The 23,195-nt window shown below is 63.3% G+C and carries 24 protein-coding genes; 15 read left to right on the top strand and 9 right to left on the bottom strand.

Annotation, left to right across the window (positions count from 1 at the left end; all coding sequences use genetic code 11):
* Nucleotide 1: 1 nt before the first annotated feature.
* Entirely contained in the window at nt 2-433 is a 432-nt protein-coding gene (locus JQT59_RS28525; RefSeq protein ID WP_213572904.1) for an SRPBCC family protein, read from the bottom strand.
* Between the two features lie 243 nt (nt 434-676).
* Between JQT59_RS28525 and JQT59_RS28520 the strand changes: the two genes are divergently transcribed.
* The 3 genes from JQT59_RS28520 to JQT59_RS28510 all read left to right on the top strand — a co-directional run bounded on the left by JQT59_RS28520 (nt 677) and on the right by JQT59_RS28510 (nt 3,703).
* Nucleotides 677-1,426 carry an SDR family NAD(P)-dependent oxidoreductase gene (locus JQT59_RS28520; protein ID WP_213572903.1) on the top strand — a complete coding sequence of 250 codons (750 nt, stop codon included), beginning with the start codon at nt 677-679 and terminating at the stop codon, nt 1,424-1,426.
* A 10-nt stretch (nt 1,427-1,436) separates the two neighbouring features.
* Nucleotides 1,437-2,225 carry an amidohydrolase family protein gene (locus JQT59_RS28515; RefSeq protein WP_213572902.1) on the top strand — a complete coding sequence of 263 codons (789 nt, stop codon included), beginning with the start codon at nt 1,437-1,439 and terminating at the stop codon, nt 2,223-2,225.
* Between the two features lie 281 nt (nt 2,226-2,506).
* The gene (locus JQT59_RS28510) at nt 2,507-3,703 is read left to right on the top strand and encodes a cytochrome P450 (protein ID WP_213572901.1); all 1,197 of its coding nucleotides are present in this window, start codon (nt 2,507-2,509) and stop codon (nt 3,701-3,703) included.
* Between the two features lie 316 nt (nt 3,704-4,019).
* Here the strand turns inward: JQT59_RS28510 and JQT59_RS28505 are convergent, their stop codons facing one another.
* From JQT59_RS28505 to JQT59_RS28485, 5 genes are all read right to left on the bottom strand, one after another.
* On the bottom strand, nt 4,020-4,376 hold the full coding sequence (locus JQT59_RS28505) for a Rieske (2Fe-2S) protein (protein WP_213572900.1): 357 nt from the start codon (nt 4,374-4,376) through the stop codon (nt 4,020-4,022).
* Between the two features lie 59 nt (nt 4,377-4,435).
* Nucleotides 4,436-5,608, bottom strand: a complete 1,173-nt coding sequence (locus JQT59_RS28500; protein ID WP_213572899.1) for a thiolase family protein — start codon at nt 5,606-5,608, stop codon at nt 4,436-4,438.
* The gene (locus JQT59_RS28495; RefSeq protein WP_213572898.1) at nt 5,605-6,771 is read right to left on the bottom strand and encodes an acyl-CoA dehydrogenase family protein; all 1,167 of its coding nucleotides are present in this window, start codon (nt 6,769-6,771) and stop codon (nt 5,605-5,607) included. Before JQT59_RS28495 ends, JQT59_RS28500 begins: the two co-directional genes overlap by 4 nt.
* Nucleotides 6,772-6,847: 76 nt before the next feature.
* A complete protein-coding gene (locus tag JQT59_RS28490) occupies nt 6,848-7,852 on the bottom strand; it encodes a PDR/VanB family oxidoreductase (RefSeq protein WP_249353918.1) in 1,005 nt (334 codons plus the stop codon).
* On the bottom strand, nt 7,836-8,969 hold the full coding sequence (locus tag JQT59_RS28485) for an amidohydrolase family protein (RefSeq protein ID WP_213572897.1): 1,134 nt from the start codon (nt 8,967-8,969) through the stop codon (nt 7,836-7,838). Before JQT59_RS28485 ends, JQT59_RS28490 begins: the two co-directional genes overlap by 17 nt.
* 223 nt (nt 8,970-9,192) lie before the next feature.
* On the opposite strand from JQT59_RS28485, the gene JQT59_RS28480 reads away from it, so the two are divergent.
* On the top strand, nt 9,193-10,683 hold the full coding sequence (locus JQT59_RS28480) for an aldehyde dehydrogenase family protein (protein WP_213572896.1): 1,491 nt from the start codon (nt 9,193-9,195) through the stop codon (nt 10,681-10,683).
* 183 nt (nt 10,684-10,866) lie between these two features.
* Here JQT59_RS28480 and JQT59_RS28475 read toward each other — a convergent pair whose 3' ends face one another.
* Both JQT59_RS28475 and JQT59_RS28470 read right to left on the bottom strand, forming a co-directional pair.
* On the bottom strand, nt 10,867-11,655 hold the full coding sequence (locus JQT59_RS28475) for a crotonase/enoyl-CoA hydratase family protein (RefSeq protein ID WP_213572895.1): 789 nt from the start codon (nt 11,653-11,655) through the stop codon (nt 10,867-10,869).
* Nucleotides 11,652-12,416, bottom strand: coding sequence for an SDR family NAD(P)-dependent oxidoreductase (locus tag JQT59_RS28470; protein ID WP_213572894.1), 765 nt, complete (start codon nt 12,414-12,416; stop codon nt 11,652-11,654). Before JQT59_RS28470 ends, JQT59_RS28475 begins: the two co-directional genes overlap by 4 nt.
* Nucleotides 12,417-12,688: 272 nt before the next feature.
* Here JQT59_RS28470 and JQT59_RS28465 point away from each other — a divergent pair, with 272 nt between their 5' ends.
* The 11 genes from JQT59_RS28465 to JQT59_RS28415 all read left to right on the top strand — a co-directional run bounded on the left by JQT59_RS28465 (nt 12,689) and on the right by JQT59_RS28415 (nt 22,809).
* Nucleotides 12,689-13,555, top strand: coding sequence for a hypothetical protein (locus tag JQT59_RS28465; RefSeq protein WP_213572893.1), 867 nt, complete (start codon nt 12,689-12,691; stop codon nt 13,553-13,555).
* Nucleotides 13,555-13,977, top strand: coding sequence for a Zn-ribbon domain-containing OB-fold protein (locus JQT59_RS28460; RefSeq protein WP_213572892.1), 423 nt, complete (start codon nt 13,555-13,557; stop codon nt 13,975-13,977). The genes JQT59_RS28465 and JQT59_RS28460 overlap by 1 nt, the downstream gene beginning before the upstream one ends.
* Nucleotides 13,974-15,515 carry a class I adenylate-forming enzyme family protein gene (locus tag JQT59_RS28455; protein ID WP_213572891.1) on the top strand — a complete coding sequence of 514 codons (1,542 nt, stop codon included), beginning with the start codon at nt 13,974-13,976 and terminating at the stop codon, nt 15,513-15,515. The genes JQT59_RS28460 and JQT59_RS28455 overlap by 4 nt, the downstream gene beginning before the upstream one ends.
* Nucleotides 15,512-16,687, top strand: coding sequence for a thiolase family protein (locus JQT59_RS28450; RefSeq protein WP_213572890.1), 1,176 nt, complete (start codon nt 15,512-15,514; stop codon nt 16,685-16,687). Before JQT59_RS28455 ends, JQT59_RS28450 begins: the two co-directional genes overlap by 4 nt.
* Before the next feature lie 37 nt (nt 16,688-16,724).
* The gene (locus JQT59_RS28445) at nt 16,725-17,507 is read left to right on the top strand and encodes an enoyl-CoA hydratase/isomerase family protein (RefSeq protein ID WP_213572889.1); all 783 of its coding nucleotides are present in this window, start codon (nt 16,725-16,727) and stop codon (nt 17,505-17,507) included.
* A gap of 214 nt (nt 17,508-17,721) precedes the next feature.
* The gene (locus JQT59_RS28440; RefSeq protein WP_213572888.1) at nt 17,722-19,023 is read left to right on the top strand and encodes an MFS transporter; all 1,302 of its coding nucleotides are present in this window, start codon (nt 17,722-17,724) and stop codon (nt 19,021-19,023) included.
* A 218-nt stretch (nt 19,024-19,241) separates the two neighbouring features.
* Entirely contained in the window at nt 19,242-20,465 is a 1,224-nt protein-coding gene (locus JQT59_RS28435; RefSeq protein ID WP_213572887.1) for a cytochrome P450, read from the top strand.
* A gap of 5 nt (nt 20,466-20,470) precedes the next feature.
* Entirely contained in the window at nt 20,471-20,671 is a 201-nt protein-coding gene (locus JQT59_RS28430; RefSeq protein ID WP_213572886.1) for a ferredoxin, read from the top strand.
* Between the two features lie 143 nt (nt 20,672-20,814).
* On the top strand, nt 20,815-21,858 hold the full coding sequence (locus tag JQT59_RS28425) for an alcohol dehydrogenase catalytic domain-containing protein (RefSeq protein ID WP_213572885.1): 1,044 nt from the start codon (nt 20,815-20,817) through the stop codon (nt 21,856-21,858).
* Nucleotides 21,859-22,041: 183 nt separating this feature from the next.
* On the top strand, nt 22,042-22,437 hold the full coding sequence (locus JQT59_RS28420; RefSeq protein WP_502939747.1) for a WhiB family transcriptional regulator: 396 nt from the start codon (nt 22,042-22,044) through the stop codon (nt 22,435-22,437).
* Nucleotides 22,438-22,479: 42 nt separating this feature from the next.
* Nucleotides 22,480-22,809 (top strand): amphi-Trp domain-containing protein, encoded by a 330-nt coding sequence (locus JQT59_RS28415; protein ID WP_213572884.1) that lies wholly within the window; start codon nt 22,480-22,482, stop codon nt 22,807-22,809.
* A 26-nt stretch (nt 22,810-22,835) separates the two neighbouring features.
* Here the strand turns inward: JQT59_RS28415 and JQT59_RS28410 are convergent, their stop codons facing one another.
* Entirely contained in the window at nt 22,836-23,183 is a 348-nt protein-coding gene (locus JQT59_RS28410) for a hypothetical protein (RefSeq protein ID WP_213572883.1), read from the bottom strand.
* Nucleotides 23,184-23,195: the final 12 nt, after the last annotated feature.

Genomic DNA, 23,195 nt, shown 5'->3' with positions numbered 1-23,195 from the left:
CTCACGACTGAACCGATCCGAGAACTTCGGCGATATTCTCGAGCCCGCCCTGATACATGCCCGTGACGGCTCCAGCCAGCTCCGTTCCCTCGGACTCGTTGTCGGCCGCGAACTCCGCGGTCCACAGAATCTCGGACCCGCCGTCAGCCGTCGGAACCACTGCGAACCGCGAACTGAAGGACTTCAGAACAAGCGGACCGTCGAGGTAGTCGTACACGTAGTAATGCCCTGCGTCATCGTGCTCGGTGACACGCTCACGCGCCTGACCGGCGCCGCCTGCGAGCTCGGCGTAGCGAACGTCGCCTTCCATCCAGGACTTCTCCACAGCGGGGAGCCAGGTCTCGATCTCGCCCGGTGCCCCACACAGCTTCCAAATCTGCTCCGCGGAAACGCTGTAGCGCTTGCTCTCATTGATCGTCATCTTCACGCTCATTTTGTCCTCTTTTCTTTGTGGAGCCGGGGATTGACTCAGATGGACCTGACGGGGCATTGCCGGCGGCGCTTCCGCGCCTGCGCGGGTTGTCGAACTCACTGGGGCTGGTATTTCGCCGGGCATTCCCATTAATATGTGAAATATAATCAGGTTAAGCAACTATGGCAAGAGCCCGTTGCGTCAAGCGATCCCGGGTTGCCGGGACGGCGGCGCAACGCGTCGACAATCGGAAGGAGCGAGAACATGGACTTTCAGCTTCAGGGCAAGGTCGCGATAGTGACCGGCGCCAGTCGCGGACTGGGTAAGGCGGCAGCGGAGGCGCTGCTCGACGAGGGTGCTTTCGTGGTCCTGGTCGCCCGTACGCGGGAGCCGCTCGAGGAGTTGCACAGTCGCTATCCCGAGCGCACTGCTGTGCAAACCTGCGATATGCGTGACATGGATGCGGTCGCGGCGCTTGCGGATATCGCTGTCGAAGCGTTCGGGCGGCTGGACATCGTGGTCAACAATGCGGGAATCGCTCCGGCTGGGCGGTTTGACGAACAACCCCAAAAGGAGTGGGACGAGGTGTTCGATGTCAACGTGCGGGCGCCCGCCGTGCTGACCCGTGCAGCGGCCCGATACCTGCTCCCCCAGGGGTCGGGCAAGATCATCAATGTGGCCAGTACCTCCGGCATCAAGGGGAAGCCGACGTTGGTGGCGTACTCCTCCTCCAAGGGTGCGGTTGTGCAGTTCACCAAAGCCCTTGCGGGGGAGTGGGCGAAGAAGGGCGTTCAGGTGAACGCGATCGCCCCCGGAGCTTTCACCACAGACGCGCAAAGCGCAGTGACCGACTCGCCCGACGTCCTGGCGCGGCGATTGAAGAAGATCCCGGCGGGACGTATGGGCGATCCTGCGGAGTTCGGTCCGCTCGTGGCCTACCTGTCCTCACCACTGTCCAATTTTGTCACCGGTTCGGTCGCCGTCATCGACGGCGGCGAAGTCAGCCGGCTCTGAAAGGCGCTCAATGATCATCGACGCACACACCCACATGTGGCCGGACGCGGTCGCCAAACGGGCGCTCGCCGGATCGGTCCCCGACCTCGAACGCCGGGGCGACGGCACGGCGCACGGGCTCAAAGAGTCTATGGCAGCGGCGGGAATCGACCGCTCGGTCTGCCTGGCCGTCGCGAACGACGGTGAGGCCGTCGAGAAGGCCAACAGGTTCTCCGGCTCGCTCGATCCCGACTACTTCATCGGATTCGGCTCCGTGCATCCCGAATTGTCGGCGGAGGAAAACGTCCAAAGCCTGCGCCGGCATGGCCTGAGAGGAGTGAAGATCCACCCCTTCTTTCAGAAGTACGCTCTCGACGATCCCCGGATGGACCGCCTGTTCGATGCGATGCAGGGCGAGTTTGCGGTGATTATCCACATCGGATCCATTGCGACGGCAAGTTCGGAGGGTGTGTGCAGTCCGGCGATGTTGGCGAAGCTGGTACGCAAATTTCCGAAGCTCGACGTCATCGCCTGTCACTTCGGCGGTTACCGTCAGTTCCAGGAAGCAGTCGACACCGTGGTGGGGCTACCGGTGTACCTGGACACGTCATGGCCGCCCAGCCTTGCCGAACTCGACCCGGCCGATGTTCGGAAGCTCATCGAGACGCACGGGCCGGAACGTGTCATTTTTGCCTCCGACTGGCCGATGGCTGATCAAGGCCGCGAAATCCGGGCCGTGCGCGAACTGGGCCTCGCCGACAGTGACGTGGAGCAAATCCTCGGACTGAATCTGGCTCGGCTGTTGAAGCTTTCGCTCTGACGCGCTTGTCGAGAGCTTTTCGGTCCGGGAGGTCGCTGAGCGATCTCCCGGACCGATTGCGTCTGTGGCCCCGACCGATCATGGCCACTGCGACGAAGCGCCGCGAGGCCGCTTCCGCCGCATAAGCCGCGGCGAAATCGACGGGACGGGCTCGACGACCGCCGAGGGTTGTGGACCTAACATGCATATGTTTATTCTGTTTACGTACGTGTGTGGGGGATCACAAAAACAAGCGACCATGCGGCTCTGTCGAGCCGGTCGGTCTCGATCTGGAGGTCAGGGTGACAACCACTACAGGTTTCGATCCACTCGAATTCTTGGTTCAGCAGAACCCCTATCCCTTCTACCGGGAGCTACGGCAGAACGCGCCGGTGCAGTACATCGAGTCGGTGGGTGCGTGGGGAGTGTTCCGGTACTCCGACGTGGAAAACACCTTCAAGCATCCCGAGATCTTCTCTGCCAAGGACTTCACCACCAATGCGTTCGGTGAGTTCGACCCGGTTCCGGAGGTCAAGTCGATCATCGCCACAGACCCGCCGGAACATTCACGCATCCGGCGTCTGGCCAACGCCGGCTTTCGTCCGGGCGCGATCAAGGCCATGGAACCGAAAGTGGATGCCGTGGTCGAACGGCTCCTGAACAACCTGGACAGCAAGCGTGCCGAGTTCGACCTGGTATCGGATTTCGCCGCCTATGTTCCCGTCAATGTCACGGCCGACCTTCTTGGTGTGGATGACCCGGACGTGCGAGAGGATTTCAAACGCTGGACGATGGATCTGCTGAAGTCGCCCAGCCGTGGGGTCCTTGCGCAAGAGGAACTCGACCAGATCCGAACGAGCGTCACCGAACTACGGGCCTACTTCACCGAGCAGATCGAGTACCGACGCAAGAACCCCGGAACCGACTTGGTATCCGACCTGGTGCGCGCTGAGGAAGAGAACCACACCCTCACCGCCACCGAAATCTTGAGCCTGGTTGCTTTGATGCAGTTCGGCGGCTCGGAGACTCCGTCCCATCTGATCAGCTCGACGGTCTACAACCTGTTCTCGCATCCAGCAATTCTGGATGAGGTGCGGCGCGACCCGAACCGGGCGTTGGCCGCAGTTCAAGAAACGCTGCGTCAAAATTCACCCGTGCAGATGGTCTTCCAAACCTCCACGCGTGACGTCGACGTCGCCGGAGTCACCATTCCGGCCGATTCCATGGTGTTCGCATACATCGCGTCCGCCAACCACGATGACACGGTGTTCGACGAGCCGGACAAGTTCATTCTCGACCGGCCCAACCTGAACAAGCACCTCTCCTTCGCCACCGGCGCACATCATTGCATCGGCGCACCACTCGGCCGAATGATGTGCGCCAAGGCCGTCAGCGGGCTCTTGACCCGGTTCCCTGATCTGCAGCCGCTCGAGACGGACCCCGAATGGATGCCGTCCTACTGGGTGCGCGGTCTGGCCCGCTACCGCTTCACTGCCTGAGCCGACGGTCGGTGCAACTGATTCGTCGAGGGAGTCCTGGTCATGTGAGACACCAGGCGGAGGCTTCGGTCCCTTCGTCACCAGCGGCCCTGGTCCGATCTCGCGAAGAGATCGGACCAGGGCCGTTTCGGTTGCGACTGGCCGTTTCGGTTGCGACTGGCCGTTTCGGTTGCGACTGGCCGTTTCGGTTCAGACTGGAGGTGGATGATCACCGAACTCTTCGGCGCTCCGTGCAACCGGTCATCCGCCGGCAGCGCGAAACGACCCGGGCCGGTGGTGACCGGCCCGGGTCGCGTGCTCTCTGAAGTGGTATCGATCAGACGTACAGCGCGACCTCTTCACCCTCGACGTCGACCTTGTACACGCGGGCGCGCAGCTTCAGTTGAGGCGCGAGAACCGATCTGCCGTCTGAGAGATTGAATTCGAATCCGTGCCAAGGGCAGCGCACGATCTCGCCTTCACGTCCCCATTCGTAGACGTCGGGTGCGCTTTCGAGCATCATCCCGGTGGGGGGGAGTGTGCACAGCGGTGCACCCTTGTGTGGGCAGGCGTTCCGCATCGCGTGGAAGGATCCTCTGACGTTGAAGACCGCGACTTCTTCTCCGTCGATGTCGACGACGCGGCGGGTGTCGTCGGGAAATTCGTCCAGTTTGCCGATCACGTGGCGTGTCATTGTCGTGCTCCAGTCTTGCAGTGAGACCGTTCCACCATGGGGAACGGTGCCGGAATGATTCAAATTCTTTCGATCAGCGTGGCGGTACCCAGTCCACCACCACAGCACATGGTCACCAGTCCCCAGCGGCTATCGGTGTTTTCCAACCGATTGACGATCGTCGTCAGCAGTCGAGCCCCGGTGGCGCCCAATGGATGTCCGATAGCGATTCCACCACCCCAAGAGTTGACGCAGCCCATGTCGGGCTCGAATTCGCGCTGCCACGCGAGCACCACCGATGCGAAAGCTTCATTGATCTCGATGGCGTCGATATCACGGATGCTCAGGTTGTTCCGGTCGAGGATGCGCGCCGTCGCGGGAATGGGGCCGGTCAGCATGTCCACCGGGTCGACTCCGAGCACCACCTGGTCTACAACCCGCGCACGCGGCTGGAGCCCGTGTTCCTGCGCGAACTCGGCGCTGGTGAGCAAGACTGCGGCGGCACCGTCCGAGATCTGCGACGAGTTGCCGGCCGTCACCTTCCCGTCTTCCGAGAAGACCGGTTTCAGCGCTGCCAGCGACTCGGGAGTCGAGTCGGCCCGGATACCTTGATCAGCTTCGACTTTGGTGCCGTTGACGTCGATCGGATGGATCTCCCGGGCAAGGTGCCCGTCCCGGGTCGCCGCCGCGGCACGTTGATGTGACAGGGCGGAGAACTCGTCCATCTCCGCGCGACTGATGTTATAACGATCGGCCAGCCGTTCGGCAGCCACTCCCTGCGAAACCAGCGGGTATCGTGATCGCAGTTCGTCGGTGAACGCCTGGCCCCACTGTTCCTGGGATCCTTGATGCACGCGGAACCCGTTGCGTCCCATGTGCTCGACGCCTGCGGCGATCACCGCCCCGTCGATGCCGGCGACGATTGACGACGCCGCGTAGTGTGCCGCCTGCTGGCCGGAGCCACAACGGATGTCCACCGTCGTGGCGCCTGTGGACGCCGGCAATCCCTTCTGCAACCAGGCGGTACGGGCTATGCCTGACGACTGCTGCGCGATCTGGTTGGCGCACCCGGTGATCACGTTGCCGACGGCTGCCGGATCGATGCCCACGCGCTGCAGGACACCTTCGTAGCACTGTCCCAAGAGGTCGGCGGGGTGCACGTCGCGGAGCACGCCTTTCTCGTGGTGGCCACGGCCGACCGGGGACCGGACGGCATCGATGATGACGGCCTCGTGCGCCGCGCGCGGGCTCATCGTCGCTGTCCTTCCGTCGAGCCTGCATGGCCGGCCAAGACGTTGCCGACGAGCGCCTTGGAGATCCCGAGCCGGAGAATTTCCGACGAGCCCTCATAGATCCGCATCGGGCGGGCCTGGCGGTAAAGTCGCTCGAGCTTGGAATCACGAACCAGACCGAAGCGGCCGGAAATCTGCACTGCGCGGTCGGTGATACGACCGGCGGTTTCACTGGCGACCAGTTTCGCCATGGAGCTGAAGTGCAGGGATGCGGCCGGGTCGACCCGGGCCATGTCTGCGGCCTTGTAGGTCAGCAGGCGTGCCGCTTCGAGTTCGGACCACGAAGCACCGAGCATGTCGGCCACCGCGCCCAGCCTGGCCAGGGGACGCCCGAACTGCACGCGCGTGCCCGCATGCCGGGCGGCCTCTTCCAAGGCGGCCTGGGCGAGACCGACCGATGCGCCGGCGACCGAGACCCGGAACACCGCGAGGGTGGCAAGCACATGCTCGAGTCCCTTGCCGATCTCACCGATGCGGTTGCCCTCGTAGACCTCGACGTTGTCGAACGCGAGCTCGGCCAGGATGTGAGGCGCGATGATCTCCGGTGTCGGGGTGAGAGTTAAGCCGGGTGCGTCTGCCGGAACGAGGAACAGGCTCTGCCCCTGACCTTCCTGCGCAAGAACACAATAGAAGCCGGCCGCGCCGCCGTTGGAGATGAAGGACTTGTTGCCGTTCAGCACCAAACGTTCACCGTCTCGACGTACCTCGGTGACGATGTTCTTCAGGTCCGACCCGGCCTCCTGCTCGGTGAGCCCGAGGCCGGCGAGGACCTCTCCGGAGGAGACCTTGGGCAGCCACTCGTCCCGCAATTCGTCGCTACCTGCCCGCGCCAGGCCGAAGCTGCCGATGCCCTGCAGGGCGAAGAGCGAGTCCAGGTGCGCCGACGTTCCCATGAGAATCTCGCGAACGACACACACGGCGAGCGGGTCGACGGATTCGAAACGTCCGCCCCATCTGGCCGGCACGGTCAGTGCCCACAGACCGCTCTCGGCGAGAATTTTCCGCATGCCCTCATGTACGGTGCTCATCGCGTCGGCCTCGACGGCAAACGGTTCGGCCGCGGCCGCGACCGCGATTGCTTCATCACGAAGGTCGAGATACTGCTGATCCAGCTCAAAAGCCATTATTCATCCTTGTCTACCCAAGTGCATTGATTGGGCGCCGGTCGTGCGGAAGACACGCAGTGCGACGCAGCGTTATTCACAGGTCGAGCTTGAGGCATGTGCCCTTCGCGCGCGAGACGCAAATCATCATGCACTCGCCGCTTTCGCGCTCGCTCTCGGTCAGGACCACATCGTGGTGTTCCGGTGTTCCCTCGAGGACCACTACCTCACAGGTTCCACAGGTGCCTTCTTCGCACGATGCGTCGACCATGACACCCGCGTCGGTCAACACCTCGAGAATGCTCTTGTCGGCGGGGACCGTCAGTGTCATGCCGGACTGGGCCAGTTCGACCTCGATCGGACGGGCGTGCGTCAGATCCGGTAGATCGGCGCGGAATCGTTCAACGTGCAACGCCCCTGTGGGCCAGACCGATTCGCAGTAACCCTCGATGGCAGCGAGCAGCGGCTCGGGTCCGCAGCAGTAGATTCCGATACCGGGCACGGGGTCCGCCAGCTCGGTAGCCAACGGAAGCAATCCGTGGGTGTCCTGTGGGTGAAAGGTGACCTTGTCGCCGTAGTGACTCAGCTCCTCCCGAAAAGCCATCGACTCGAGGGAGCGCCCACCGTACAGAAGCGTCCAGGGGGTACCTGAGGCTTCAGCCGCTCGAATCATGGGCAGCATCGGAGTGATGCCGATCCCGCCGGCCACGAAGCGGTACGCACTCGCGGGCTCGAGCGGAAAGTTGTTCCTCGGCCCCCGGCTCTTGACGCTGGTTCCTGTGGGCAGCTTGTCGTGGATGTAGTCGGATCCGCCCCGGCTGCTCGGCTCACGTAGCACGGCAACGGTCCATGTCTGCCGATCGGCCGGATCCCCGCACAAGGAATACTGTCGTGAAAGCCCGTTGTCGAGATTCATCTCGACATGTGCGCCGGGAGACCACGACGGTAGAAGCGCACCGTCATTCGACCGAAGATCCAACGCGACGATGTCCGGCGTCAGCATCCGCCGGGCGTGCACAACGAGGTCGAGGTCGACTTCGGATTCGTTCGTAGTCAGCATGACATTCATGGCCGTGGTATCCCACTCAGTTGATGCGGTCACCGTAGAACTCCCGTGGATTGTCGAACATGATCCGGCGCTGGAGGTCCTCCGGCAGACCGGCGAGGGCATTGGTGGGGTCGTTGTAGTTCCAATGCGGGTAGTCGGAACTGAACATCAGAACCTTCTCCGCGTTGATCATGTCCATCAGGGCAAGCAGATGCTGCTTCTTCGGCGGCTCGACGAACGGCTGCGTGGTGAACCGCATGTTCTCGTTGAGGTACTCACTCGGATGCCGCTTGACCCACGGGATTTCGTCTCGCAGTCCGTACCAGTCGGCATCCAGCTTCCAGCTGAGTTCCGCGATCCACGCGATGCCACCCTCGGCGATGACGATTTTCAGCTCCGGGAAGCGCTCGAAGACTCCGTGGCACAGCAGGCTCGCAGTGTTGGCCTGATGGATCTGACCCAGCAGTGCGTGCCACTCGATGTAGAACGTCGGGGTACCGGCCATCCGGGGCGCGCGAGCGTAAACGTTCTCGGTTCCGCTGGGGTGGACGCAGATGGGGAGCCCGTGCCGCTGCGCCGCTTCATAGATGGGGTAGTAGTGCTTCTCGCCCATCAGAATGTCGTGCAGCGGCATGAAGATCTCGACGATTCCGGGACGATCGGCCATCCGGTCGATCTCCTTGACGGCGAGTTCGGGATCCTGAGGTGCGATGACGAGGCCGCCGCGGTATCTCTTGTCGAACTGGAGCCAACGCTCGCACATCCAATCGTTGTATGCCGATGCGATGGTGGCGGCGACCTGCGGATCGGGCATCGCTCCGATACCCAACAGGTGTCCGGAGAGCAGAATCGCCCGATCGATGCCGGCTCCGTCGAGTAGTTGCGCGGCGGTGAACTCCGGGTCGGTCGCAGGCGACATGCCGGGACGCGAGGTGTCGCCGCGCATACCCCCGGAGGAGTTGATGTAGAGGTAGTCGAGGGGAAGGTGGAACTGAGACGCCACCGTGTGGCCGCCGCCCAGTCCGGCGCCGATGCGCTTCTGCCACGCCGTACTCATGTACGGCACCAGGGTTGCCAGCCCGTTCTCCATGTAGGGGTGAACGTCGGAATCGATGATCGCTAACGACTGCTTCTTCTCGGTGGGCTGAGCGGACGCATATGCGGTGGTCATGAGCACTTCCTTGGTTCGGATGGGGTGTTTAAATAGGCTTATATTATGCAGCTTAGCGCGTGGATACCGCGTTGTCGAGATCTGGATCACACGGCAAGTGGGGCTATCCCGCTCCAGGTGGGTGGGCTTGATTGACGGCTAAAACATGGCTATGTTATACAACTATAGTTGTTACCTCCATCACAGCACCAGTCGCAAATGCGCGTCAACCTGAGAGGTCCAGATGTCGATTACCACCCCCACCGAAAATGAGCTCGACGTCGCAGTTCCAGAGCTCGACAAGGTATTTGTCGCCGGGGACTGGGTTACCCCCGCCAGTGCCGAGACCATTGATGTCGTCATGCCGTCCACCGAAAAGGTGGTGGCCACGGTCGCCGCGCCGAGTGCGGCTGACGCCGACGCTGCCGTTGCCGCGGCAAGGTCCGCGTTCGACGAGGGTCCCTGGCCACGCATGACCGTCGAGGAGCGGGCACGCATCTGCCGCATCTTCGCCGACGAACTCGAATCCCGTCTCGACGCCCTGAACCGGGCATGGATGTTCGAGTCCGGTTACACCCAGGCGCACGGAGAGATGATCAATTCGGGTGCAGGCAGCGCGATCTGGGGTCACGCGATCGCGGTGGCTCCAACCCTGAAGTGGGAGGAGATTCGCAAGAATGCCGGCAGTGAAGTGCTCGTACAGCACCAGCCCATCGGAACAGTTCTCGCGATCCTGACCTATAACGGACCCGTGCCTCTGATGGGCATGAAAGTCATCCCGGCCCTGCTCGCAGGATGCACCGTGGTGGTGAAATTCGCCCCTGAGTCACAGCTGACCTCGCGGTTGATCATGGACGCCGCTCGGGCCGCAGGTTTCCCGCGTGGCGTCATCAGCGGCCTCGCCGCGGAACTCGCCACCAGTCAGTACCTCGTCCAGCACGAGGGCATCGACATGGTGCACATGACCGGCGGCACTGCCGTGGCCATGGAAGTCGTTCGACAGACCTCGCACCGGCTGGCGCGGACCGCGCTCGAGCTCGGTGGGAAGTCGCCGGCGATCATCGCGGACGATGTCGACATCGATGAAGTCCTCGGAACTCTCGTTCCCGGTGCCATCGGCGGCTGCGGACAAGTGTGCGTCGCGCTCTCCCGAATCCTTGTTTCGCGTCGTCGTTACGACGAAGTAGTCGCCAAGCTGGCGGACGCTTTCAATGCCATCAAGGTGGGAGATCCATTCGATCCGAACACCGACCTCGGCCCGTTGGCCAACAAGAGGTCGGTCGAGCGGACCGAGCGGATGTTGGCCAAGGCGGTCGAGCAGGGGGCTGTGGTCGCCGCCGGTGGTGGCCGGCCGAAGGGCCTCGACCGAGGTTACTACTTCGCGCCCACCCTGTTGCGTGACGTCACCAACGACATGGAGATCGCCCAGGAAGAGGTCTTCGGCCCCATCACCGTGGTGATCGCCTACGACGATCTCGACGATGCGATCCGGATCGCCAACGACAGCAAGTTCGGTCTCGCCGCCTCGGTATACGCCAAGGACAGCGACCAGGCGCTGGCTATTGCGCGACGTATCAGGTCCGGTGGTGTGGCACTGAATCTCGCGGGTTGCTCGTTGACCGAGCCCTTCGGTGGAGTGAAGCAGTCGGGTTGGGGTCGTGAATGCGGCGCCGAAGGCATTCTCGAGTTCACCGAGCTGAAGCAGATTCTGCTCAGCGGCGCATACTCCGGATAATAGGTCCAGAGCAAACGCCGGTAGCGGTGGCGGCGAGTCCTCGACTCGCTACCACCGCTACTGACGTATATGAACAGTGTCAATCATGCGTTGTGACATTGCGGTCCGCTTCGTGCGGGGTGGTGCTGCAGTTGACTACAGCACCACCGCCGCGATGACGAAGTACAGCGGCTCGAAGTCGCGTCAGCGTCCGATCCAGTGCGGTGTGCGTTTCTCTGCGAATGCACTAGCGCCCTCGCGTGCGTCGGCCGAATGACGAACGGGGTCGACAATGGCTTCCTGCCTATCGAAAGCCTCTTGGGCCGGCCAGTTCTCGGATTCGATGACAACCCGTTTCGAAGCCTGGACTGCCAAGGGGCCGTTGCGGCTGATCTCCATGGCGAGTTCGAGGGCAGTGTCGAGCACCGCGCCGGGCGGAGCGATCCGGTTGACCAGCCCCTGCTCTGCACACCACGTGGCGCTGAGGCGGCGACCGGTCAATACGGCTTCCATCGCCAGGTGATACGGGATGCGGGACGGCAGCCGGAGCAGACCGCCCCCGGCGGCCGTCAGCCCACGCTGTACTTCGGGCAGGCCGAACACAGAATCCTCCGCTGCGACGATCAGATCGCACGCCAGGGCGATCTCGAACCCGCCTCCCACCGCGGCGCCCTCGACGGCGGCGATGAGTGGGGTGTGGGGAGGTTTGCGGACCAGACCGAATGCTCCACGCCGCTCGTCGACGGGACGCTCACCGGTTGCCCGGAAGGCCTTCAAATCCATGCCAGCCGAGAAGTGGCCACCCGCACCGGTCAGAACGATGACCCTGCAGTCGGGGTCGGAGTCGAGCAGGTCGAAAGTCCGGCTGATAGCCCGAGCGGTGCCGAGGTCGATCGCATTACGCGCGGCGGGCCGGTTGATGGTCAACACGACCACACCGTCCGTCTGCTCGCCGACGAGCAACGATTCGCTTGCAATCTCTGCGGTGCTCATCGCGCCGTCATCCGGATCGCACCATCCAGGCGAATCGTCTCACCGTTGAGCATCGGATTCTCCAGGATGTGCACAGCGAGGTCGCCGAATTCCGTGGGATCGCCGAGTCTGCTGGGATGTGGAACAGACTCGCCCAGCTTCTGCCGGACATTCTCGGGAAGCCGTGCAAGTAACGGGGTATCGAAGATTCCGGGTGCGATGGTGGCCACGCGGATCTGATGCGCCGCGAGATCTCGTGCGGCGACGATAGTCATGCCGACGATGCCTGCTTTCGAGGATGCGTATGGAATCTGCCCGATCTGGCCTTCCCATGCAGCGACCGAAGCAGTCATCACGATGGCGCCGCGGTCGCCGTCGAGCGGTTCGTTCTCCGCCATGCGTGCTGCACTGAGACGCAGAATGTTGTATGAACCGATCAGATTGGTCTGAATGACGCCGGCGTAGTTCTCCAGCGAATTGGGCTGCCCCTGCTTGTCGAGGATTCGCATCGTGTGACTGCGGCCGGCGCAGTGGACGACGGCCCGCAACGGACCGTGTGATTGCGCGAGATCCAGTGCCGCCTCGACTGTTTCCGTATCGGTCACATCGGCGGGAGCAAAGCTCGCGCCTCCACCGAACGTCGATGCGACATCTTTGCCCGCCGAGGTGGGCAGGTCCAGAATGGTGACATGCGCCCCGCGTTTGGCCAGTGCGCGTGCGCTGGCCAAACCGAGCCCGGAAGCGCCCCCGGTCACCAGTGCGGATGTTCCGTCGAGATTCACCGAATTCTCCTTCGTTGTGATGCCCCGCCTGGCCACTCGAGGCGTAGTTCGAGGCGTAGAGTAATGTGCATATTATAGACATGTTTAATCTTTGGCGTCGAGGATCTTGGCCGGACCGCCCCGGGATTCGCGAAGGCCAACCCGTGCGATCCCCGGCTGTGGCGGAATCTTCACCTGAGCTCTTCTCAGGACCGATTAAATATGCGTATGATATCACTACATCGTTCAAAACTGGTGCGGCCATTTCAGCCGATCTGCAAGGAGATAGTGACGTGGGAGAGACACTGCTCGAGCGGGAGAAGGACCATCCGCAGGAGATCGTCGCCGAGCGTGAGGGGCGGCGCATCGTCATCATGGACTCCGCGCGTTGGGTGGACGATCGCAACACCGACCGTGACGTGGTTCTTCCGGCGTCCTATATCGGCGTGCTTCCCGCGCGGATGTGTGCGGTTCATCGACCGCGCGGTGTCATCGGCCACGATGCCTGCGTCGGCAAGGACGGTGCCGGCATCGCCGGGTTGTGGTACCTCGAGGCACTGGGGATACCGGCTGCCACCGCTGATGGGATGACCGTCGAGATGGGGAACGGTCGTGACCTCTACGAGAGTGGTCGGATCTCGCACGTGAACTACCACGCCGAATGTCTCGGCGTCGTCGTAGGCATGCCGGTGCGCCAGGCGGCGGAGTTGTTGCGGGACAGGGATCTGAGAGACACCACGGTGGGAAACAAGATCCGCCGACAGGTGGTCGAGGAGCTCGAGGACGGCAGGCGCATCGTGGTGACCGACTCCATTGTGTGGGCGCTGCCCGAGGACGCCGGCCGCAGTGTGATGGTGACCGCCGGTCACACCGGTCGCAGCGGCGCGAAGTTCCTGCTCGAGGCTGATCCGTGGGGGTTCATCTGCCACGACGGAGGAATGTCGAAGAACGAGTCCGGGATCGTCGGGTTGCGCACCGCAGAGGAAGCCGGACTCGCCGGTGCGTGCATCGACGGTCGAACCGCGCCGATCGGCGACGCCTTTCGTGGATATCACGAGGGGCTGATCAGCGCATGCAACGGACCGGCGCGCGACCGCGGAGTGGCCGTGGGTATGCCGGTCGACGAGGCAGCCCACCTGCTCCTGGTGGGTGGACGGTAATGGACGTTCGACCGGAACGTCCCTTACCCACCGCCAGCTCACTGACCGCGCCGTTCTGGCAGGCGGCCCGCGAACATCGCCTCGTTCGGCCCGTCTGTGACGAGTGTGGGCACAACTTCTTCACCCCCCAGCTGATCTGCCCTCGGTGCCTGAGTGAGCGGTGGACCTTCCAGGCGAGTTCCGGTACGGGAACTGTATACAGCAGCACCGTGATACACCGCTCGCCCTCACCCGCTATTCCGGCGCCGTATCAATTGGCGATCGTCGATATGGACGAGGGCTGGCACCTTCTGACAAACATCGTCGATAGGGGAGACATGCCTACTCCGGTCGGTGCGCGCGTCGAGGTGACGTGGGTGCCGATCGACGAGCAGTGGACATTTCCCGCCTTCCGCACCATCGAGACAAAGGACCCGCGATGAACATCGGACTCGCTTACAGCCGGAACGCCCGACGGAATCCTCGAGCTCTGGCGTGTTTCGCCGGCGCTCGCTCACGGACCTGGGCACAGGTGAACGACCGAGCCTGCCGTCTGGCCAACCTCCTGCGTGATCGCTACGGTGTCGCTCGCGGCGACCGGGTCGCGGTACTGGTCGCCAACCGGATGGAAGTGGTCGAACTCGTCGGTGGCTGCGCCAAGTCCGGAGCGGTCTACGTCGGCCTCAACTTCCGGCTGGGCGAGCCGGAATACGTCGACATCTTCGCCAATTGCACACCAAAGGTGATCCTCGCCGACGGCGAGCTGGCCCCGATGGCCCGGCGCATCACCGAAGGCACGGACGTGGTTGTTCTCGATATCGACGACCCGGTCGACTACGAGGAGCAGCTGGCGGCATCGTCTCCCGCAGCACCGGAAACCGAGCGCCTGGTGGGGCCGGACGACAACTTCTGCATCGTGTACTCGAGCGGCACCACCGGGCGACCGAAAGGCATCCTTTTCGACGTCGGTGCAACTCTGCAGCACGCGGCAGTTGCGGTGGCCGAGTACGAGCTCTCCGAGTGCTCGCGCTGGATGATCGCCATTCCGCACAACTCGAGTATGCAGATCACCATCGCGCCGCTCGCTCTTCTCGGCGGGGCGATCGGTTTCGCGGACTCCCGCGGCTTCAAGCCGGATCGGTTCGCCGAAGAAGTGCGGCTGAATTCCGTCACGCACACTTTCCTGGTGCCCACCATGCTGATTCGCTTGCTCGAATCGACAATTGACTCGGAGGCTGTGCCCACGCTCCGTACGATCGGATACGGATCGGCGCCGATCGCCCCGGACCGGGTCAAGGACCTTGTCGAACGATTCGGGCCGGTGTTCGTGCAACTCTACGGAATGGCGGAGATCGCCTCGATCGGTACCATGCTCCGCAAGAGCGATCACGCGGCAGCGGCGGCCGGTAACACGGAACTGTTCGCCACCTGCGGTAAAGAATCGATGGCCGTGATGGTGCGCCTGGTCGATGACAACGGTGCCGACGTGCCGGTCAGCGAACCCGGAGAAATCGTCTTCGGCACCCCGTACACGATGGTGTCCTACTACGACGAACCCGAGAGGACCTCGGAAGTCCTCATCGACGGGTGGATGCACTCCGGTGACATCGGGCAGTGGGTTTCCGACGGTTACCTGAAAATTGTCGGTCGCAAGAAAGACCTCATCATCCGCGGCGGGTTCAATATCGCGCCGACCGAGATCGAGAACGTCCTGACCCTGCATCCCCAGGTGCGGGAAGCAGCCGTCGTCGGCCTCGAAGATCCGGAGTGGGGTGAAGCCATCGCCGCCGCGGTGATCGCCAGCGGATCGCAGGTGCCGTCGGTCGAGGAACTGCAGCAGTGGTGCCGAACCCACGGGTTGCCCAGCATCAAGATTCCCGAGCGTGTCGAAGTGTGGCCGGATCTTCCGCGCAATGCCGTAGGCAAGATCACCAAAGCGGAAGTACGGGAGCAATTCACGACTGCAGCCGGTGTGTCATGACGCGGCATCACCCGTTCCACGATGTCGCCGTCGTCGGCGTCGGCATGACCCCTCAGGCCAAGCGCCTCGACATGAATTCACTGACTGCCAGTGTCCGGGCGGCGAAGCTCGCACTCGCCGACGCCGGAATCGATCGCAGCGAGGTCGACGGCATCTGTGCCCGTTGGCCCGGCCCGGGTGGCACCGTCTTCCAGCCCGGCTCGGCCGACTGGGCAGGGTTGCTCGGCATCGAGGTCCGCTGGATCGGCGACACCTACCCCCAAGGCGTGCCGGCAGTACTCGACGCGGCCGCGGCGATCGCGACCGGACAGTGCCACACCGTTCTGATCACCGGAGGACAGGCGGGTGTGATGGATGCCGAAGCGGGTCGCGTCGCCTCCTACACCCGCCCCGCCAACGAGTTCGTCGAACCGTTCGGGTCCTTCACCACCGCGCAGTTCGCCCTGGTGGCGCAGCGTTACCTGCACCAATACCCGCACGCGCGGGAGGCGATGGCCGAAGTGGCCGCGACCATTCGCAATACCGGATCCGCCAACCCGGACGCAGTCATGGCTGGTCGTGGCCCATACACGGCCCAGGATGTTCTCGCCGCTCCTCCCTTGGTCGACCCGTTCACCCGGCTGGACGTGTGTCTGGCCAACGAAGGTGCCGCGGCGCTCGTCGTCACGTCGATGGAGCGCGCGCGTGACCTACCGTCGACGCCCGTGCGGATACTCGGCGGCGGGGCTGAATGGATGCGTCAGCAGTACGTCGACCCGCCTAGATACGACGACGTGTGGATGATCGGCGCCGACGCCTCGCAGCGTGCCTACGCCAGTGCCGGGATCGACCCGCACGACCTGGACTTCGTGCAGCTCTACGACGTCAATTCCGCGGAGGTTCTGCGGCAGTACGAGGCCCTCGGATTCTGTAAACAAGGTGACGGCGGGCCTTTCGCACTCGACACCGGAATCGGAATCAACGGAGGGTTGCCGACCTGCACGGACGGCGGCGTCCTCTCCTTCTCTCACATCGGTTGGGGAGCACCAACGTTGAAGATTATCGAGGCAGTCCGACAGATTCGCGGAGACGGCGGCGACAGGCAGGTACCGGGTGCTCGTACCGGTCTGGTGGCCGGTGCCGGGTCCGGCGCCCAGTACTACAACGTGCTCGTCCTCGGCTCTTCGAGCTGACCAACCCACCAGCGTGGCTGACTTAAAAGGTATCTCGATGACAGATCTCGAATACGAGGTGGCCGAACACATCGCCACCATCCGACTCAACCGCCCGCAGCGGAAGAACGCATTCACTCTGGAGATGATCGACGCGTGGGCTCACGCCCTCATCGAGGCCGAGGAGGACTCGAACGTTCGGGTGGTGGTGGTGACCGGGGCAGGCGGGGCCTTCTGCTCCGGCGTCGATCTCTCTGTCCTCGATAGCATCGCGCCCACGCCTCTGGGCGCGAAAGAGCTACTGACCAAACGCGTCCACAAGGTCGCCCACGCAGCGGAGGCGCTCAGCAAACCGTACTTGTCCGCAATTCCGGGGGACGCGATCGGCGCAGGCATGGACATGGCACTACTCACCGATATTCGACTGGCGGGTGAGTCGGCCCGATTCTCGCAGGCCTACATCCGTGTCGGTCTCGTCCCTGGCGACGGGGGCTGCTACCTACTGCCTCGCATCGTGGGCACCGCGACAGCTCTTCAACTCATGTGGACCGGAAGAATTGTCGATGCCGAAGAGGCGCTTTCCCTCGGCATTGTCAGCGCGGTGCATCCCGACGATCAGCTGGACGACGCCATCCACGAATTGGCCTCCGAGATCGCCCGCCAACCGCCTATCGCGGTGCAACTCATCAAGCGCAGCACCCGGTTGGGTGAAAGACATGACTTGAGAACCGCATTGGATCTCATCTCCTCGCATCATGCGGTTGTCACGGCAACCGACGATTCCCGCGAGGCGCGCCGCGCGCTGGCCGAGAAGCGCCCAGCGCACTTCGTCGGCAGTTAGCTGCCGGCCGACACACCCAACTACCCGTCGAGGGGCAGGGCGCGATGCGTCCTGCCCCTCGAGTCGTCGGCCGCCCGTCGCCTCCCGGTTTCGTGTTGACAAGGTCACTGCGGAAAGTAAATATACATATAGTAACTGTAGTTACTTGGGTCACACCGGCGCCTGTGGTGGTGCCTCTTCATCAGGTGTGTCAATGTCAGCGGAGGGTTCATCTATGACGATCCAGGAACGTAACAGCGAGTCCGAACTCGCATCCCGACGACGGCGAAAGGCCTTGATTGCCGGATCTGTGGGAAACACTGTCGAGTGGATCGATTGGGCGCTCTACAGCGCCCTGGCGCCGGTCTTTGCCAGCCAGTTCTTCCCACCGGCCTCCCCGGCAGCGAGCCTGCTGGCGACATTGGCGGTGTTCGCGGTCGGGTTCCTCATGCGTCCGGTCGGCGGCGCACTGATCGGCGTTTTCACCGATCGGCACGGCCGGAAGAAGGGGCTCACGCTGACCATCGTGATGATGGCGGGCTGCGCCTTCGTAATCGCACTGTGCCCCACCTACGCGCAGATCGGAGTCGCGGCGCCGATCATCCTCCTGCTGGCTCGCCTCGTGCAGGGATTCTCGGCCGGCGGCGAGTTCGGCTCCTCCTCGTCGTTGCTGGTGGAGTCTGCGACCGGCATGCGCCGAGCGTTCGCTGGTTCCTGGCAACAGGTTTCAGCCGGACTAGGGGTCCTCATCGCCGCCGTGTTATCGCTCATTCTGACCTCTACGCTCGACGCCGAGACGATGTCCACCTGGGGTTGGCGGGCCGCCTTCATCGGGGGCGGTCTGCTGGGCCTGGTCGGGCTCTGGCTGCGGATCGGATTGGACGAAACCGACAGCTTTCGCGCTGTGCAGGCGGAGGGCCGGGTGGCCCGAAACCCTCTGACCGAAGTGTTCCGGAAACACCCGCGGGAGGCACTGCGCGTGATCGGGATGGCGGCCGCGGGCGTCCTCATCTACTACATCTGGATCAATTACATGCCCGGCTACGTCAGTGCAGCGATCAAGACGATGGATCTGCAGACGGCGCTGGTCGCTAACACCATTGCACTCGCCTACTTCCTCTGCCTCCTGCCCTTCGTCGGCATTCTCGCCGACCGTGTAGGGCGCAAGCCGGTGATGCTCACCTTCGCGGGCGGCTTCGTGGTCTTCGCCTATCCCGCGTTCGCTCTCCTTGGTACCGGGGGATTCTGGACGCTTTTCGCGGTCGAGATGATCGGTGTGACACTGCTTGCCGGGTATGCGGGACTGATCGCCACGGTCATGGCCGAACAGTTTCCGGCCGAGGTGCGCACGACGGGAATCGGGTTTCCGTATGCCATCGCAGTCGCCGTTTTCGGCGGAACCGCCCCATATGTCACCACCTGGTTGGCGACGAGTGGATTGCAGGACTGGGTATGGCTGTACGTCGCTGCTGCAGCCCTTTTCGGTCTGGTCGTGTATGCGCGGATGCCGGAAACACGCGACCGTGTGCTCGCGTAAGAACACTCCGCCCGTGCGTTGGTGTGCCGGCCAGGCCTCCGCGCGGGCCGCTTGACAGCACCTTCAAAGAGTGTAAATATAACTATAGTTTGTTGTGGCAGGAGTCACAGCGAGTGCAGGCAGAGGCTGCCGCCAGATTGCCGAACATCACTCCCTCAGCTCCGGCGTGAACACCTCACCTCGAACGCTTACAGCAATCCCGCAAGGAAGGTTTCCTCATGACCCAGAACCCGTCGGTTCAGCCGTTCAAGCGAGACATGTTCTCGGATTTCGATTTCGAGGATCCGGAATTCAACGAGCGCTTCGATGAGGTGCTCAACGAGATGGCAGCCAAATGTCCGGTTGCGCACAGCCAGACTGGGCACGGCTACAAGGTGATCAACACCTACAAAGATGTGAAGAAGGCTGCGCAGGACTGGCGTACCTTCAGCTCAGCCAAGGGCTACGCGGTCAACCGACCGGAAGGAACACCCACCATCTTGCCCGAGGAGTCGGACCCGCCGTACCACGACAAGTGGCGCAAGGCGCTCAACCCGTTCTTCTCGCCCACGACAGTCGCCGGCTTCGAGGACCAGATCCGGACGATCGCGAACGAGCTGATCGACAATTTCGAGACGAAGGGCAGTTGCAACTTCGTCCGCGACTTCTCCGCGCACCTTCCCGGGATGGTCTTCTTCCGCTGCGTCATGGGAGTGCCCGAGGCCGACCTGCCCGAACTCTTCGAAGGTATCGACAAGGGAACCTTCGGGCCCGTGGAAGAACGCCCCCAATACTTCATGAAGGTAAACGACTATCTGTCGGAATATCTGGAAATGCGGAGCAAGGAAGCGCCACGGGGAGACGTGGTGGACATCGTCAACGCCGGCGTCACCCGGGAAGACGGCGAACCCGCCCCGTGGGAGGACAAAGTCGCGATCGTTCTCGACCTCGTCTTCGGTGGGCTGGCGACGACCACCCATGCGATGACCGCCGCGGTCAACTACCTTGCCCAGCACGAGGATGTGCGTAAGGAACTGTGCGACAACCCCGGCCTCATCCCACAAGCCGTCGAAGAGTTCGTTCGCCTCTTCGCCCCGGTGGTCGCGCCAGCGCGTTACGTCACCCAGGACACCACTCTCGGTGACCTCGAACTTCGCGAGGGGGACTGGATCGCTCTCAATTACGCCGCAGTCTCGCGCGACCCGGCAACGACGGAAGATCCCACCACCCTGGATATTCACCGCAAGGGCGTCGTGCACACGGCCTTCGGTATGGGACCGCACCGCTGCCTGGGTTCCCATCTGGCCCGGCTCGAACTCAAGGTGACGCTCGAAGAATTCCTCCGACGCATTCCCAATTTCCACATCACCGAAGGAACGTCGGTGAAGACCGAAACAGGCCAACTCAGGACAACGACGTCGCTCGAGATCACCTTCGACGTCGACGACGAAGCGAAAGGCTGATCACCATGAAACTGAGAATCGACGGAGGACTGTGCACGGGCCACGGACGGTGCTACTCCATCGCCCCGGACGTGTACGAGCCCGACGACGAGGGCTTCTCGGACAACCGCGACGTTGAACGAGAAGTCCGTCAGGGTCAGGAAGAAGCAGCGCGGCTCGGCGCTTCCAGTTGTCCCGAAGCAGCCATCGTGCTGAGTGAAGACTGACGCGTACGGGACTCATCGGTGCAGGCGGTGGCAATGTGACACTCTCATTGCCACCGCCTGCACCGATATCTTTTTGCCGACCTGTCGGGATTCTCGGCACGGCATATCTGCACGTTCCGCAAGGCTCATAAGGAGACGACCCAATGCGAGCTATCCAATATCTCGGTGTGAACAAGGTCGAACACAGCGAGGTGCCTGATCCGAAGATCACTCCCGGCCACGTGGTGCTGCGCGTCGCCGCCGCGGGTGTCTGCCAAACCGACGTTCATGTCCGCGCGGCACCCGAGCCGATGATCCCCACAGGCGTGGTGCTCGGTCATGAGATCGCCGGCCACATCGTCGAGTGCGGGGAGGGCGTGGACGACCTGTCGATCGGTGACCTCGTTGTGGTGCACCCCGTCTGGTCCTGCGGCCGATGCCGGCAATGTGCCGCCGGCCGGGAGAACGCCTGTCTGAACACGGGCGGACGAATGTACCCCGCAACAACCCCAGGGATCTCCATTGACGGGGGAATGGCCGAATTCGTCACGGTTCCAGCGAGGGCCGTCGTGCCCGCGAATGGCCTCGACCCCGCATTCGCGGCGGTTCTCCCCGACGCAGGCCTCGTGCCCTATCACTCCATCAATGCCGCCAGAGACCTCTTGCGGCCGGGCTCGACGGCGGTGGTCATCGGAGTGGGCGGTCTCGGCCAGTTCGCTGTCGAGTTGCTTCGTGCCCTCACCAGCGTTCGAATCATCGCGCTCGATATCAGGGAAGCGGCGCTCGCCGCGGTGCGACACAAAGTCGACTACACATTCGCATCCGATTCCTCGGACGTCGCCGACCAAGTAATGGGCGCAGCCGGTGGATACGGCGCCGATTTCGTTCTGGACCTCGTAGGGAACTCGGCGACGTTGAAGCTCGCCGGTGCGGTGGTTGCACCGTATGGCTCGATTCGGGTTCCTGGCCTGAACGACGGAGTCTTCGAGTTCGAAACCTCGCAGGTAGCCGCCTCCCTGCCGTGGGGTGCTTCGATCACCCGCCCCTACAGCGGGACATATCAGGACCTGCACGACCTCGTCGCGCTGGCCAGAACGGGCCAGATCGGCATCGATCTCGTTCGGTACACCTTCGACGATGCCCTGAGCGCCTTCGACGACCTCGAAAGCGGCAAGGTCAATGGCCGGCCAGTCGTCGTGATGAGTTGAATCGTCGGCGTCTCCCTCGGTCCGGGTCGGTGCCTAGGCAGGACTAGGGAAAGCTCCTGTGTTCTCTGCTCCGCTGTTCGGGGAGTCTGAAGTGACGACGGGCAACGTCGGTGGGCAAGGGCGGATCACCCGCCGAATGCCGCCGCCACCGACTGCGCCGCCGACACAGCAGAAGGGACTCTCGTGCCGACCGAGACTTCGACAGCTCCCGGACGAGGCCTTTCGTCGCTGAGCGCCGCCACGCATGAGGAGATCGCCACCCTCGTTCCGGGTGACTGGGTGCTGCGCGCCGCGTGCCGTGGCGCTGATCCGGCGGTGTTCTACTCGCCCGACGGGGAACGCGGTTCGGCTCGCGTCCGGCGCGAAGCGAAGGCTCGGCAGATCTGCAAGCCCTGCCCCGTGCTCGCGCCGTGCCGCGAGCACGCTCTGGCGGCGGGTGAAACGTACGGTGTTTGGGGTGGGTTGACCGAGGCAGACCGACGGAAGCGCACTCACCGACTTCGCCGCAGCGAGTCGACCACTCGGCTCGATCCCTTCGCTTCCGGTCGCGGCCGTTTGAGCAACGTCGACTCGTCCTGACAGTTACGGTGAGAACACACTGTGCCGAGGTCAGGAGTCGTCGTGCCCAAGTTGGAGATCAAGCGGACGTCCGAGCTCACTCGGAAGGAGGTGTCCGACAGACTCATCGCGCTCGGGCAGGCCCTCGCGAGTGGCTCCGAGGTGGAACTGGGATCGGGTGGCGACTCGATCACCATCGACGTGGCCGACCAGGTTCGCTGGGAGCTCGAGATCGAGGTCGAAGGTGACCAGATCGAGTTGGAGATCGAAATAAGTTGGCGCGACGGCCCGTCCGGTAACGACGAGGCGGAGGAGGCTTCCGCCGAATCGGAGAGCGAGGTCCCGGCCAAGCCCGCGCGTAGGGGACGACCGCGCAAAGCAACCGCCAAGTGATCTGCCTGCGCATGCCGGTCAGTTACTCACCGCCGCCGCAGATCGGGCCACGGCGGACGGCGTAGAACGGCCAACGTGGCGATCACCGCCGACGCCAACCCGATGAACTCGCCCATTAGCGCGATCCGCGTCGAATCGACGGCCGGCTGCCACCACACCCTGCCGCCGTGGATGACGAACACGCCGACCGGTGACACCGTGAGATCACCGTCCCGCCTAGTCTCTCGTCCGCTCAGCTTGCCGAAGCGAAACCCGCGGTGAACCCGCGCGACGGTGATGACCGTGGAACCGTCCGCCGTCTCATAGGGCTCACCGAAGACGCGCGGCGCCCCGGCATCGTCCTGCCGTAGGTCCACGACTTTCCGAACTTCCATTTCGCTCTCCAC

This window comes from Rhodococcus sp. USK13, from assembly GCF_018343855.1.
In the GTDB taxonomy this organism is placed as follows: domain Bacteria; phylum Actinomycetota; class Actinomycetes; order Mycobacteriales; family Mycobacteriaceae; genus Rhodococcus_F; species Rhodococcus_F oxybenzonivorans.
Note: the sequence above shows the minus strand (reverse complement) of the source record. Positions and strands in the feature narration are given on the sequence as shown.